This window comes from Streptococcus mitis (assembly GCF_009496205.1).
Lineage (GTDB): Bacteria > Bacillota > Bacilli > Lactobacillales > Streptococcaceae > Streptococcus > Streptococcus mitis_BN.
In genome coordinates, this window is sequence record NZ_WIJO01000052.1 from 1 (window position 1) to 15,551 (window position 15,551).

2 protein-coding genes and 4 pseudogenes are annotated in these 15,551 nt (G+C 39.5%); 4 read left to right on the plus strand and 2 right to left on the minus strand.

Going from position 1 to position 15,551, the window contains the following annotated elements; genetic code table 11:
• Positions 1–309 (minus strand): annotated as a pseudogene (locus GEZ85_RS08220) (transposase family protein); the annotation flags it as partial.
• A gap of 162 nt (positions 310–471) precedes the next feature.
• Positions 472–1,999, minus strand: a pseudogene (locus GEZ85_RS08225) (IS1182 family transposase).
• A 468-nt stretch (positions 2,000–2,467) separates the two neighbouring features.
• Here GEZ85_RS08225 and GEZ85_RS08230 point away from each other — a divergent pair.
• The 4 genes and pseudogenes from GEZ85_RS08230 (at position 2,468) to GEZ85_RS08240 (ending at position 15,410) form a co-directional block, all read left to right on the plus strand.
• Entirely contained in the window at positions 2,468–9,466 is a 6,999-nt protein-coding gene (locus tag GEZ85_RS08230) for an SIALI-17 repeat-containing surface protein (protein WP_153210026.1), read from the plus strand.
• 164 nt (positions 9,467–9,630) lie between these two features.
• Positions 9,631–9,738: pseudogene (locus GEZ85_RS10400) on the plus strand (YSIRK-type signal peptide-containing protein); the annotation flags it as partial.
• Positions 9,739–10,017: 279 nt separating this feature from the next.
• Positions 10,018–14,436: pseudogene (locus GEZ85_RS08235) on the plus strand (SIALI-17 repeat-containing surface protein); the annotation flags it as partial.
• Positions 14,437–14,549: 113 nt separating this feature from the next.
• A complete protein-coding gene (locus tag GEZ85_RS08240; protein ID WP_153210028.1) occupies positions 14,550–15,410 on the plus strand; it encodes an NAD(P)H-hydrate dehydratase in 861 nt (286 codons plus the stop codon).
• Positions 15,411–15,551 lie beyond the last annotated feature (141 nt).

Consider the following 15,551-nt stretch of genomic DNA (forward strand, 5'->3'; position numbering starts at 1 on the left):
GAGGGATTTGATGATTCTTCTTGACGAGGGAGGTCTCGGAGACCGCTATTTTCGAGCACTTATAGCAGTTAAAACGGCGTTTTTTAAGGAGAATTCTAGTAGGCATACCAGTTGTTTCGAGGTAAGGAATTTTAGAAGTCTTTTGAAAGTCATATTTCTTCATTTGACTTCCACAATCAGGACAAGATGGGGTATCGTAGTCCAATTTAGCAATGATTTCTTTATGTGTGTCCCTATTAATAACATCCATAATTTGGATATTGGGTCTTTAATGTCTAGTAATTTTGTGATAAAATGTAATTGTTCCATATGAATTTTTCTAATGATAGTTTGGTCGCTTTTCATTATAGATGATATGGGACTTTTTTTCTACAACAAAATAGGCTCCATAATATCCATAGGGGATTTACCCACTACAAATATTATAGAGCCAAAAAAGCTAGAGCTTTCCAATTGCGGAACTCTAGCTTTTTAATTTTGAGTCGTTCTCTTATTGTATTTGAGGAGGTTATTGGCCATAAGTACCAATCCCATGTCAATTCTCACTTGACGCTTCCCTCTCAGATTACATCTCTTGTAACCCAAACAAGCCTTTATCTGCCTAAAGATAGGTTCCACATCAATCTTGCGTTGAGCAAAAATCTGTCTACCTTCGGGAGATAAAAGCGTCTGACATTCTTTAGCTTTCAAGTTTTGATAGCGTTCGTTCATATACAGTCCCTTTTGAGGGGCTGATTCAGGTTCATCAGCGTAGTAAATCTTGATTTCCTGTTGAAAGTCCGTCTGTGTTTTCTGATGTTTGATATGGTGAAAACGATAGCACCAGCCATCAGGATGTGTGTAGCTATCCTCCTTGTCATCATAGTGCCAATTCGCTAAGTTTCTATCCGACTGTTTATACCCTCTCTTCTGTTCCTTGTCAAACATGGCATATTTAATCAGATGGTTCACCCCCTTTTCATCTAAACGAAGGAGGTTCTCTTCACTTCCATATCCAGCATCTGCGACAACTGTCTTCAAGTCATGCGGATAGGTTTCAAGGAATGGCAGAAGAGTCTTGGTGTCTGTCGGATTTGAGAAGACATCATAGTGAAGAACAAATTGGTTTTCAGTAGCGATTTGAAGATTATAAGCAGCCTTGAGTTGGCCATTTTTCATATAATCTTCTTTCATTCGCATAAAAGTGTCATCTGGATCGGTTTTGAAAAAACTGTTGAGCCCTTCAAATGTTTCTTGATACTTCTCATACTTTTCAGCATGTACTGAAAAATCCTCCTTGACTTTACGCAAGACTTTCTTGAGTTTACGACGCTGGGTTTTACGTTCATCCTTCCCTTTAACGGGTGTCTCCTCAATGTCCTGGTTAAATTTTTCCAATTCTCCTTCAAGGACATTGAGCGAATGCAAGCAATTGCTCTGAGGAGATAGGCTCTTGTGTATCCAGTTCGATAGCTTGATGGATAAGGGGAGTGATTTCTTCTTGAAAATAGACCTGTATCTGTTCTTGAAGTTTGGCGGAAAACTTGTCCGTTGCTTTCTTCCACACAAAACTATATTTGTTGGCATTGGCTTCAATCTTAGTTCCGTCAATAAACAGACAATCTAAAGTCACTAACTCTTCCATTTTTAAACGAAGATTGAGGTCGATGAAAAGATTGCGAATGAGTTCTTCCATCCCTTCAGCTACACGAAAACGATTGATGGTGCGATAGCTGACAACCAACTGCCCTGTTAGGTACTGCATAGCCAGATTTTCAATCATCATTTTTTCAATTTTTCGTCCAGAGAAAATCCCTTGTGAATAGGCAAATAGAAGAGTAGATACAAGCATTTTAGGGTGATAAGACGGGCGAGCAAAGTCATGATAGAAGGCATGGAAGTGACAATCCTCCAAGGTATTCACCACTTTTTCAATAGTAAAGACGAGATGGTCCTGTGGCAAGAAAGAACTGATTTCTAGTGGTAAAGTTGTTTGATCTGTGTTATAGTGAATATGCATGGGATGGCCTTTCTAAATGGTTTATTAAGCAATTCTATTTTACCAAGACTATCGCAACCATGCAAAAAAAGCAACGGCAAATCCGTTGCTTTTTTTGGAAATAAGGGACTATTGTCCCAGGATCTTTTTACGTAGTGTATGCAAATGAACGCAGTCTATAATGATATGAGTCCATAAACTATAAATTTGAAGTATGAAAATGCTATTAATGGAATGAAAGTTGTATTGGAAAGAGTCTAGAACAGAAAGGTACTTTCATTGCACCTATTTCTTTTGAATGAACTTTTATTATATACCATTTTATTAGGTTAAAATGATGGAAAATGATTGCAATTTCAGGCGTGTTTTGATATATTCAATATATAAAATATATTATCGAACTTGGTACTTGTTTGTGTATTCAGAAGGAGGTTATTTTTTAAAAAGCAAACGCTTACTTTGTATCAAGAGAAAGAAATGAGGATTTTAATGAACAAAAGACTTTTTGATAAACGTTGTCATTATAGCATTCGTAAATTTGCAATAGGTGCGGCATCTGTAATGATTGGGGCTAGTATATTTGGTATTTCAGCTGTACAAGCTGAGGAGGTGGCTTCATCCAATACTCAAACAGAAGAAACAACTGTTCATCAACCTCAGCCTTTAGATAAGCTTCCCGATGATGTGGCAGCTGCTATCGCAAAGGCTGATGAGAATGGTGGGCGTGAGTTTGTAAAACCCAAAGCTGAGTCGACAGAAGATAAAGTGACTAAGGATACAGAACCTACTAGACCTGCTAACGATGGTAGTCATGAATTGGCTAGTCCTAAAGTGGAAACTCCAAATAAAGTAGAAGAAGGAACCAAAACTGAGGACAAACAGAAATCTGAAGAGGCAAATCCAAAGCCTGTTGAATCTGCAGTAACAGCTGGAACAGAAGTAAAAGAGGATTCTAAAAAAACTTCTGAAAAGAACCAAGTGAAAGCAGACACAGAGATCAAACCTTCTTCTGAAAAATCGCAAGCACTGTCTGGAGAGTCAAACAAAGCTGAAGTTGAAAAGGAAAAACAGCTATTATCTGAGCGAAAACAAGATTTTAATAAAGATTGGTATTTTAAACTAAATGCCCAAGGCGATTTTTCAAAAAAAGATGTGGATGTTCATGATTGGTCTAAATTGAATCTTCCTCATGATTGGAGTATTTATTTTGACTTTGATCACAAATCTCCCGCGCGTAATGAAGGTGGTCAGTTAAATGGTGGAACAGCTTGGTATCGTAAGACTTTCACATTAAATGAAGTAGACAAGAATAAGGATGTTCGTATTAATTTTGATGGGGTTTACATGGATTCAAAGGTCTATGTAAATGGTAAATTTGTAGGACATTATCCAAGTGGCTATAATCATTTTTCATATGATATCACAGAATTTTTAAACAAGGATGGTAGTGAAAATTCAATTACTGTTCAAGTGACCAATAAGCAACCAAGTAGTCGTTGGTATTCAGGAAGTGGGATTTATCGTGATGTAACTCTTAGTTATCGTGATAAAGTCCATGTTGCCGAAAATGGTAATCATATCACTACTCCAAAACTTGCTGAGCAAAAAGAAGGGAATGTTGAAACACAGGTTCAAAGTAAGATTAAAAATACGGATAAGAAGGCTGCTAAAGTCTTTGTGGAACAACAAATCTTTACTAAGGAAGGCAAGGTTGTATCAGAATTAGTTCGCTCTGAAACGCAGAATTTAGCAGAAAATGAAGTTGCAGATTTCAGACAAACAATCCTAGTTAATAAACCAACTCTTTGGACGACAAAAAGTTATCATCCTCAACTGTATGTGCTGAAAACAAAGGTTTATAAAGAAGGTCAACTAGTTGATGTAACAGAAGATACATTTGGTTACCGTTATTTCAATTGGACTGCTAAGGATGGTTTCTCTCTGAATGGTGAACGCATGAAATTCCACGGAGTAAGTATTCACCATGATAATGGAGCTTTGGGTGCAGAAGAAAATTATAAGGCTACCTATCGTAAATTAAAACTCCTAAAAGATATGGGGGTTAACTCTATTCGAACAACCCACAATCCAGCTAGCCCTCAGTTGCTTGATGCTGCAGCTAGTTTAGGTCTTTTGGTGCAAGAGGAAGCTTTTGATACTTGGTATGGTGGCAAGAAGACTTATGACTATGGACGGTTCTTTGATCAAGATGCAACTCATCCTGAAGCTAAGAAGGGTGAGAAGTGGTCTGATTTTGATCTTAGAACAATGGTAGAACGTGATAAGAACAATCCGTCTATCGTAATGTGGTCTCTTGGAAATGAGGTGGAAGAGGCAAATGGTAGTCCTCGTTCTATCGAGACAGCTAAACGTCTGAAGGCTATTATTAAGGCAATTGATACTGAACGTTATGTCACTATGGGTGAAAATAAATTTAGTCGTGCAGCGACAGGTGATTTCTTAAAAGTTGCAGAAATCATGGATGCTGTCGGTATGAACTATGGTGAACGTTTTTATGATGCGGTTCGTAGAGCGCATCCAGACTGGCTCATTTATGGTTCTGAAACCTCTTCAGCTACTAGAACGCGTGATTCTTATTACAATCCTGCTCAAATCCTTGGACACGATAACCGTCCAAATCGTCACTATGAACAATCTGATTATGGTAACGACCGTGTTGGATGGGGAAGAACAGCTACTGAGTCATGGACTTTTGACCGTGATCGTGCTGGCTATGCTGGACAATTTATTTGGACAGGAATTGACTATATCGGTGAACCAACTCCATGGCATAACCAAGATAATACACCTGTAAAAAGTTCTTACTTTGGTATCATCGATACCGCTGGTTTACCGAAGAATGATTTTTACCTTTACCGTAGTGAATGGTATAGTGCTAAAGAAAAGCCAACTGTCCGAATTTTACCGCATTGGAACTGGACTGAAGAGACTCTTAAGGATCGCAAGATGCTGGTCGATGGAAAGGTTCCAGTTCGTACCTTCTCAAATGCTGCAAGTGTCGAATTGTTCTTAAATGGTGAGTCGCTTGGTAAAAAGGAATTTACTAAGAAAACGACAGAAGATGGACGTCCATATCATGAGGGGGCTAAACCAAGTGAATTGTATCTTGAGTGGCTTGTAAAATACCAACCAGGTACACTGACTGCGATTGCTCGAGATGAAAATGGTAACGAAATTGCGCGTGATAGTGTGACAACTGCTGGGGAGCCAGCAAGGGTTCGTCTGACTAAAGAAGAACATGTTATCACTGCAGATGGTAAAGATTTATCTTATATTCATTACGAAATTGTTGATGGCGATGGGAATGTGGTTCCGACAGCTAACAATCTTGTTCATTTCAATCTTCATGGTCAGGGACAGATTGTTGGTGTGGATAATGGAGAACAAGCTAGTCGTGAGCGCTACAAAGCTCAAGCAGATGGAACATGGCAAAGACGTGCTTTCAATGGTAAAGGAGTTGTCATTGTAAAATCAACAGAAAAAGAAGGTAAATTTACTCTTTATGCAGATTCTGCTGGTTTAACTTCTGATAGCGCAACGGTCGCAACTGTGTCTGGTAAGAAAGAAAACCGTCATTTTGTAGCCTTTGCTCCTGTAAAAGCAACAACTGATGTGACTACAAATCCTGAATTGCCTCAAACAGTAACAGCTATTTATAGCGACGGTAGTGTTGAGGAAAAGACTGTAACATGGGACGTGCCAGCTGACTTGCTTACAAGTGCAGGTGAGAAAAAAGTATCTGGACGTGTAGAAGGTTTGGAAACCAAAGCTGAGGCACTTGTAAAAGTGATTGCCTTAGATAGATGGTTACCAAAAGTTGCTACAGTACCAGTTGGTACAACTGTAGCTGATTTGGATAAAACGGTCACAGCTGTTCTGACAGATGGTAGTTTGATTGATACTGATGTTGTTTCTTGGACCTTGAAAGATCCTGCTGCTTTGACCAAGGAAGGTGGACGTACGGAGGCTACTGGTAAATTGGTAGATGACGATCGTGAAGTAACTGCAACCTTTATCGCAAGCAGTAAGGAAACAACAAGTAGCATTACAGGACTTACTGTTGGGGATAAAGCTCTTGAGAACTTCGAGTCTGGTAAGACTTATTATCGTGTATCTCTTCCTTACACTGGAACAATTCCAAGTGTTGGAGCTCAGACTACTGGTTATCAAGTAACTGTTCAGCAAGCTTCTGCTGATAATGGTTATCAGGCTTCGATTTTCTTGAGTGACCAAAAGGGTGACTTGGTTCAAACTTACCTAATTCAGTTTGTTAAGGAAGCTCCTGCCTTGAAACGTTTGGAAGTAGTTGTGGAAGGAAAAGAAACTGCTACTGAAGATCAGGTATTAACTTATCGTGTCATTGGTAGTTATGAGGATGGTTCTCAAACAGAATTTTCAGCTTCAGATATTCACCTAGAAGCTAAATCATCTGATGGTGGGCATCTTGAGGTGAATGGACAGAACTTGTTGCTCTATACTAAGGGAAGAGTGACCTTGACACCTCGAATCGATAATCAAACAGAGAAAACAGAATCTGTAACTACTGAAGTAGTGATTAAAGAAAATAAAGTCAGCAAGAAGATTGTGAAACTTCATCCTGTATCTATTTCTACAGACATTAATCAGCAACCGAATCTACCTAAAGAAGTTGGAGCAGAATTTGATAAGGGCTTGCCACGCAAAGTATCTGTAACTTGGGACAAGGTAGATGAAAAAGAATTGGGACATTATCATAGCTTTACGCTTAAAGGACATGTAGAAGGCATAGATATTGAAGCTCAAGCAACGGTGACAGTTGAAGGCTTACAAGTTGCAGAGGAAATCAGCCTTACTCTTCCTAAGGGTGAGACAGTTCAATTGCCAGCTAATGTTCGTGCTTACCATTCTAATGGAACAACTATCTACAAAGATGTAGTTTGGGATAAGGTTCCAGCCAACTTTAGTCAAACTGAAGGGGTCTATGAAATCAATGGTCGTTTAATAGGTAGCAATCTTACAACTAAAGCTCATGTTCGAGTGTCTAGTCAAGTTGTTGCTGGAAATAATATCTCTAAACAATGGACAGGTTCTCAATTGCCAGCTGCTATTGTATCCAATACAGGAGGAGATGACGCAGCTAATGCCTTGAACGACTTGACTGTATCAAGAACGACAACAGACGTTAAAAATAGATGGACTACTTGGAGAACAAATACTGATAATGACTGGGCATCTATCTTGTTTGGTAATTCAGGAGACTTGACGAAACGTTTTGTTAATAATTTATCAGTTGATTTCTATACTGATGGAGCAATTGGTCTTCCAAAAGAATATATAGTTGAATATTATGTAGGTAAAGAAATTCCTGATTTACCAAGTGATGTCAGTCATGCGCAACGAGATAGCAATCATCCATTTAATAATCCAGACAATTGGAAAGCAGTTGAAAACTTACATGCTCCAAGTCAGCTATCTGCAACTCAAACAAATCACTTCACATTTGACAAGGTAGAAACCTATGCTGTTCGTATTCGTATGAGGAAGGCTGATGGAACATCAGGCGTTGGTCTGACAGAGCTAACTGTTCTTGGAAACAAGGTGTTAAGCTCTACAAGTTCAGAGATTTCTATCAAGGTAGATGGCAAGGATCTTGAACACTTTAATCCATCTAAGACTGATTACTATATTCCTCAATCTAGCAAAGAAATCACTGCAACAGCTAGCAATAATGGTTTGGTAACAGTTGTGCCTGCAACTAGTCCAAAAGGTGCAACACGTCTCATCTTAAAAGCAGAAGATGGTACGGTATTGAAAGAATATCGAATCTTCCGCAATGATGAGAGAGAAACTAGTCAACCTCTTGCTGCAGAAAATAGTGCTAAAATTTTGAATGTTGGAGATGCTCTTCAACTTCCTTCAGAAGTCACTGTTTATTACCCAACTTCAACTACTTGGACTACAGATAAACTGGCAGTGAAATGGGATGCTATTCCTGAACATGCAACAGAGCATGAGGGAACATTTGAAATTACCGGTCATGTCATTGGTACAAATCTAACCACTAAAATGCAGGTGACAGTTGTTTCTAAAGGAAATCAAGTCATTTCAGAAAATCCAAGCAACAATGAAACGGATTCTAAAGCCTTTGCTTCGACAACGAACGATACACAAGCAGCTTCACATGATAGAATTTTCTATATCAATGATGGAAAATACAATGAAGATGGACGTTGGACAAACTGGTCTCGTACTCCGAAAAATGAAGAAACTTCTGTCGGACTACTCTTTAAGAAGGACGGTCAAATTGCCTCCCAATCTATTGGAAAAGTAGCCATTCAGTTCTTTAAAGATAGTGGAACAGATGCCCCAGAGAAAATGGTTCTAGAAAGATATATTGGCCCTGCCTTTACAGAACCAAGTACGATTTCTCGTTATGAAGAAAATGCCGACCATCCATTCAACAAGGCAGAAAATTGGGCACCAATTCCTTACAAAACTTCTGGAGAATTAGTAGCTGGGAAACCAATCGAATTTAACTTTGAACCGGTTCAAGCGACAGCTATTCGTGCTCGAATGACTCGTAAGTCTACTACTAACGGGCTAGCAGTAGTCGAATTTACAGCCTACTCTGCAGGCAAGGGAGCAGAAGTCGAAACACCATCAGCGACTATTTCGATTGATGGAAAATCATTGGAAAACTTTGATCCAAATGTGACAGAGTACACCCTAACAACAATGGGAACTAAACCAAAAGTCAATGCGACAACTAGTGGACATGGAGTAGTCACAGTTGTGGATCATGGAAATACAAATCTTCCAACACTTGTTCGTCTTGTTTCCAAAGATGGCAATCTGGTGAAAGAATATCGTTTACACTTTAAGTCTACTTTCCAAACAACACCGACAGAAGGCGTTAAGAACTTAGTAGCAGAAACTCCAAGTTTGGAAATTGAAAAGACTCCGCTTCCGTTTAAAGAAATTATTCGTGAAAACCCTGAACTTGCTCAAGGTCAACGTCGTATCGTGTCTGAAGGACAGGATGGAGAAAAAGTTGACTATATTCAAGTTTTGGGTACTACTAGAAGTCTTGTTCATTCTGAAGAAAGAAAGGTTCAAGATCGTATTATTGAAATAGGAGTAAAAGCATCTATTTCAAGTAGTAAAGGAGAGGAGTCGGCTCCAATTAACGAAGTTCCAGAATTCAAAGGTGGTGCTAACTTTGTAGAAGCAACAGTCAATGCAGTTCCGGAATACACAGGAATTCTAGCCATAGTAGGAGATCAAGCTGCTCCGACACTAGAAAAACCAGAGTTTAAACTAAGTTCGTTAGAAAAAGCTCAGACTCCAGAAACACCAGTTCAAGTTGCCAAGGAAGACAAGAGATTGCCAGAAACTGGTGAAAAACAGTCAGAAACAGCTATTTTCTTGGCAGGTGTTACCTTGGCCTTGTCAGCAGCTTTATTAACCGCAAAACGCAAAGAGGATTAGTCTATGCGGCTAATACCATTCTATTTGTATAGATTGGTAGAAGATAAAAAATGAATCGATAAATGAGTCGAATAGATGGAGAGGACCAATTAGGCCTCTCCGTCTTTACTAGTAAAAATGGAATCGTTTACTTTCGTGTTTAGACGAAAGGAGATAAGATAAAGATGGGTAAAAATTTTTTCAATAAACGTTGTCATTACAGTATTCGTAAATTCGCTATTGGAGTAGCTTCTGTTATGATTGGTGCCAGTATCTTTGGTGTTAATCTAGTAGAGGCAGCAGAAACAGGTAGTGTAGGAGATAAAGAGGGAACTATAACTCAAGCTCAGCTACTGGAAAAGTTACCTGATGAGCTTGCAGCAGTTTTGAAGAAAGCAGAAGAAAATGCTGGGAAGGAAGGCAGCTCGACAGTTGGAAATGGAGAAGCTGCAGGAGCGATTGGCTCTACCGATTCGACAAATAATCCTAAACTAGCTGATGCATCTGGAACCCCAGAGAATGAAACGAAGCCGTCTGAAGCTATGAGTGGAGGACAAAATGATAAAGAAATCGCTAAACCAAGTCAACCAACTACACCTGAAACTCCAAAAGTAGAACAAACAGGTGATGGAACAGTTGAACTAGCGGATCAATTCACTGCAAGCAAACCAGCTAGCGAAGATAGTATTGTAGCTGCCAGCAAGAGTGCATATTATCTAAAGAAAGAGTACAAGGTCTTCCCAACTCCACAAAAAGTGACTTATGGAGAAGGAGTGACAGCTCTTCGTAAGCAAGTCAATTTGGTAATGGGAGATCAACTCGATGTCTATACTCGTAATCGCTTGAAGAGTGTCTTGCAGGACAATCAAGTATCCTACACTACTAGTCAATCAGCAGTTGCTGGCGCAACTAATATCTATCTTGGAGTACATGGACGAGGAACACAAGCAGAACAAAACTTATCTAACGTTTCAACAGGTCTCTTTGACAAAATTGATGCTTATGCTCTGACCATCAAAGACAACTCAATTTCCATCGTCGGAAAAGACACAGATGCAGTCTTCTATGGTTTGACAACTTTGAAACACATGCTCAAGGAAAGTCAAGTTCCAGTTCTTCGCAATGTGACAGTGGAAGATTACGCTGAAATCAAGAACCGTGGTTTCATCGAAGGTTACTATGGAAATCCATGGTCTAATGAAAATCGTAAAGAATTGATGCGTTATGGAAGTGAATTGAAGTTAACTCAATACTATTTCGCACCAAAAGATGATCCATATCACAATAAGAAATGGCGTGAACTCTACCCAGAAGAAAAACTGGCTGAAATTCGTGAACTTGCTCGTGTCGGTAATGAGACGAAAACACGTTATGTCTGGACTATTCATCCATTTATGAATAAACGTATCCGCTTTGGTAATGAAGCGCATTACCAGGCTGATCTTGCAACCATCAAGGCTAAATTTACTCAGTTATTGGACGTAGGAGTGCGAGAATTTGGTGTGCTTGCAGACGATGCACCAAGCCCAGTTGGTGGTTATCATAGTTATGTTCGCTTGATGAAGGATATAACAAATTGGTTGACTGAAAAACAAACAACATACAGTGGTCTTCGTAAAGATATGATTTTTGTTCCTGCCTGGTACATGGGGCAAGGAACTGAAGCTGAACTCCGGACCTTGAATGAACATCTTCCTGAAAATGTCCATTTAACACTTACTGGTGGAAAGGTTTGGGGTGCTGTTGACCAAACATTCTTAACGAACTTAAAGAAAAATTTAACGGAAGGCGGTAAAATTTACCGTCCAATTCAGTTTTGGATTAACTGGCCATGTAATGACAATACAAAACCCCACCTAATTCTCGGTGGTAGTGAAAAATTCTTACATCCAAATGTTGATTTATCACTTGCACAAGGAATTATGTTAAATCCAATGCAACAATCTGAAGCTTCTAAAGTAGCACTTTTTGATATGGCTCAGTATGGATGGAAGCAATGGCAAAGCGCAGAAGAAGCAGAACAGATCAACGATATGGCCTTTAACTTTGTAGTCAATGATCGTTTCGAAGAAAGCAGTGTTTCAAAGGCGTTTAGAGAACTCGGAAAACATATGCGTAATCAAAATAGACCTCCACATGTCACTAAATTAGAAGAGTCTGTAGAATTGGCTCCAAAATTGATAGAATTTTATAACAAACTCAAATCTGGTCAAAATCTGGATTCTGAAAGAAAAGAGTTGAGGGAAATTTTTGCTGGTTTGAAAGCCAATGCTCTTCTACTTAAAGAAAAAGGCGATCAGAAATTAATTGAACAAATTCACTATTGGTTAGATAATACAGTGGATCAAATGAACGCGCTTGAAGCTTTCTTAACAGCTACGGAAGGACTTACTGAAAAAAATGATGCCAAGGTATGGGAGTATTATCAGGCAGGAGTCAAACATTATGACCAGTCAGTTAAACATGCCTTCTTTTACGTTGACCATTATGAATACGCAGAATTTGGTGTCCAACATATTCGACCATTTATCAATAATCTCAAAGAATACTTAGCCTTGCACATCCAATCAATGTTGAATCCAGATAAATTTGTGACAACATTTATTACGAATCGTGCTGGAATAGAAGGCGGATTGAAAGAAGTCACAGATGGTGACTTTGATACACATGTGATTGCCAAAACAACAATTGTGATTGAAAGAGGTGATTATGTAGGCTTGCGCTTTAATAAGGCAATTAAAATACACAAATTAGGTTTCGCTACGGGTACTAATACGGCTGATAACTATACCTTTAGTAATGCAGTTGTGGAATATCAAAATGAAAAAGGAGAATGGGTAGCCATAACGAGCCCTGCATATACTGGTAGAGAACGCATTCTGGAATTTAATGATCTCGATATCACAGCTCAAGCTGTTCGTATGATAGCAACAGCTAAGAAGGATAATGCTTGGCTCGCCATGCGTGAAATTGCTGTAAATAGACCCCTAGAGTTGGGTAGTAAGAAGGTTAGGGGCACTATTAGCTTAAGTTCAAATCTGATTTATAAATATGGAACAAGTGTTGTTCAGATGCAAGATGGTCAAGAAAACACGGAATCTATGATGGCACATGTTGATCAAACCAATGTCACACCAGAACAAGCTTGGGTACAAATGGACTTAGGTGGATTGCATAAAGTAAAACGAGTTCATCTGATGCAAGGGGAACGGGATAAACTAGCATCTGGAGTCGTCGAATATTCTGCGGATGGTACAAATTGGACTACACTTCAAAATTTAACAGGGCAAAGAACTTCTGATATCGTGCAAGAATTTACAACTCGTTTTGTTCGCATTCGTAATACAGAAACCTTAAGTAAATGGTGGAGAATTGCGGAATTTAGAGTGGATGTAGATAGTCCAAATCTTGACTTAACAGACACCAACGTGGATGCCTTAAAGGAAACACCAGTAGTGGATAGCTTGGGCAGTTACGAGCTTCAAATTCCAGCTGGAACTAAACTTCCTGCTCATAGCTATCTAGGTATGAAGCTTGACCGAATCCATCAAGTCAAGAGCATCCAGCTCCAAGGCCAGGCCAACCCAGCCCTAAGTCTTGAGTACTCTGTAAATGCGCAAGAATGGACACCAGCTAGCCAGTTGACAGACAGAACTGTCGCAACCCACTTGGTACGTTATGTTCGTCTTGTGAATAAAACAGACCAAGAACAGGCTGTTCCATCAACTTCTCTCCTTGTAACGACTAAAGAAGTGCAACCAACCAAACTAGAATTTACAACTATGGGCATTCATCCAACATATGGAAGTAATGATGTTCGTAAGATTAATAACCTCGATCAATTGTTTGATGGTGTGTACAACAACTTCGTTGAGTTTTCAGACTATGCCCATAAAGATGGCCATGTAACCTTGAAACTTGGTAGCGAACGCACTATCAAGAAGATTAGAGCCTACATCCAAGACGGAACTCAAAACTATCTTCGTGATGGTAAAATCCAAGTCAGCCAAGACGGTAAAACTTGGACAGATGTTGTGACAGTGGGAGATGGTGTAGCCAATAGTACATACGATGATTCATTGACAGATGGTTGGACACATGATTCTAAGATGCCAGGAAATCGTTACATCGAGGGTGAATTGACGACACCAGTCAAAGCAAACTATCTTCGTGTCCTCTATACAGCTGACTATGATGCTCGTTTTGTAGGATTTACAGAATTGGTTATCAATGATGGCGAATTTGTCAAACCAATCAATGATCCAACTGTAGAAGGAAACGGTTGCGAAAGCCGAGGCAACTTCTATACTAATCTCGTAGATGGAAAAGTCTTGACTAGTTACAAGGCGGAAAAAGATAAGGGTGAATTGGTTTACCACTTGTCAGAACCAACCAATGCCAACCATCTACGCCTTGTTTCAAGCCTTCCTGAAGGAGTGAAAGCACGTGTTCAGGCTAGAACACTTAAGGATGGACAAGAAAGTTGGACAGATCTTGGCGCAATTTCTTCAAGTCTCCAAACATTTGCAATTCGAAATGGTGGTTCACTTCTAGATGTTAAACTTGTCTGGGAAGGTGGTAAGGCTGAGTTTTATGAGTTAGCTAGCTTCTATCAAGAATTAACAGAAGAACCTGTTCAATCAAGTAAAGGTGAAGATCCAGCACCAGTTCTTGATGTTCCTGAGTTTACTGGAGGAGTCAATGCAGTAGAAGCATTGGTACATGAGCTTCCAGCCTACACAGGCCCAGTATCAACCGTAGGCGGTCAAGCTGCACCGACAGTAGAAAAACCAGAGTTTAAACTAAGTTCGTTAGAAAAAACTCAGACTCTAGAAGCACTAGTTCAAGTTGCCAAGGAAGACAAGAGATTGCCAGAAACTGGTGAGAAACAGTCAAAAACAGCTATTTTCTTGGCAAGTGTTAGCCTAGCCCTATCCGCTATCTTTGTAGCAAAAAGTAAAAAAGAAACTGATTTATTTTTAGAAAAATGAGATGTTTCGTAGAGGGGCTTTGTCCCCCTCTTTTTCTATATAAACGAAGAGATTTATGTTCAAGATGCAAGGTGGATAGACTTTATAGTATAATGAATAGAGAGGAAAAAACAATGAAAGTGATTGAGCAAGCATTATTAGAAAAAGTCATTATTGAACGTTCTAGTACCAGTCATAAAGGAGACTATGGCCGTCTGCTGTTGCTGGGTGGGACTTATCCTTATGGTGGTGCTATTATCATGGCTGCTTTAGCAGCTGTAAAAAGCGGTGCAGGATTGGTGACCGTTGGAACGGACAGGGAAAATATTCCAGCTCTGCACAGCCATTTACCTGAGGCTATGGCCTTTTCTCTTCAAGACCAGCAGTTGTTAAAAGAGCAATTGAAGAAGGCAGAAGTTGTCTTGCTGGGGCCTGGTTTACGAGACGATGCTTTTGGAGAAAATCTAGTCAAACAGGTCTTTGCTAGCTTAAAAAAGAATCAGATTTTGATTGTAGACGGAGGGGCCTTAACCATTCTTGCTAGAACAAGTTTGTCGTTTCCATCTAACCAGCTTATCCTAACTCCCCACCAAAAAGAATGGGAAAAGTTGTCTGGTATTGCTATTGAAAAGCAAAACGAAGATGCAACGGCTAGTGCCCTGACTTCATTTCCTCAAGGAACAATTTTGGTGGAGAAAGGTCCAACTACTCGTATTTGGCAAGTTGGTCAGTCTGATTATTACCAGTTACAGGTTGGCGGTCCCTATCAGGCGACTGGTGGAATGGGAGATGCTCTGGCTGGAATGATTGCAGGATTTGCAGGCCAGTTTAAACAAGTCAGCCTCTACGAACGTGTGGTGGTAGCGACTCATCTTCATTCAGCCGCAGCCCAAGAACTAGCTCAAGAACATTATGTGGTCTTGCCGACGGAAATCAGCAGTTGTTTGCCTAAAACAATGAAAAAAATATCTCAAAAAGAGTCTGAGACAAAATAATTCTCAGCCACAAAAAAGGGCTCTTTGTCAACTGTAGTGGGTTGAAGAAAAGCTAAGCTCGAGAAAGGACAAATTTCGTCCTTTCTTTTTTGATGTTTAGAGCGATAAAAATCCTTTTTTTGAAGTTTTCAAAGTTTCGAA

Bases quoted from the DNA above. Each gene is read 5' to 3' on its own strand.
- GEZ85_RS08230 (WP_153210026.1), top strand. From the start codon at position 2,468: ATGAACAAAAGACTTTTTGATAAACGTTGTCATTATAGCATTCGTAAA.
- GEZ85_RS08240 (WP_153210028.1), top strand. From the start codon at position 14,550: ATGAAAGTGATTGAGCAAGCATTATTAGAAAAAGTCATTATTGAACGT.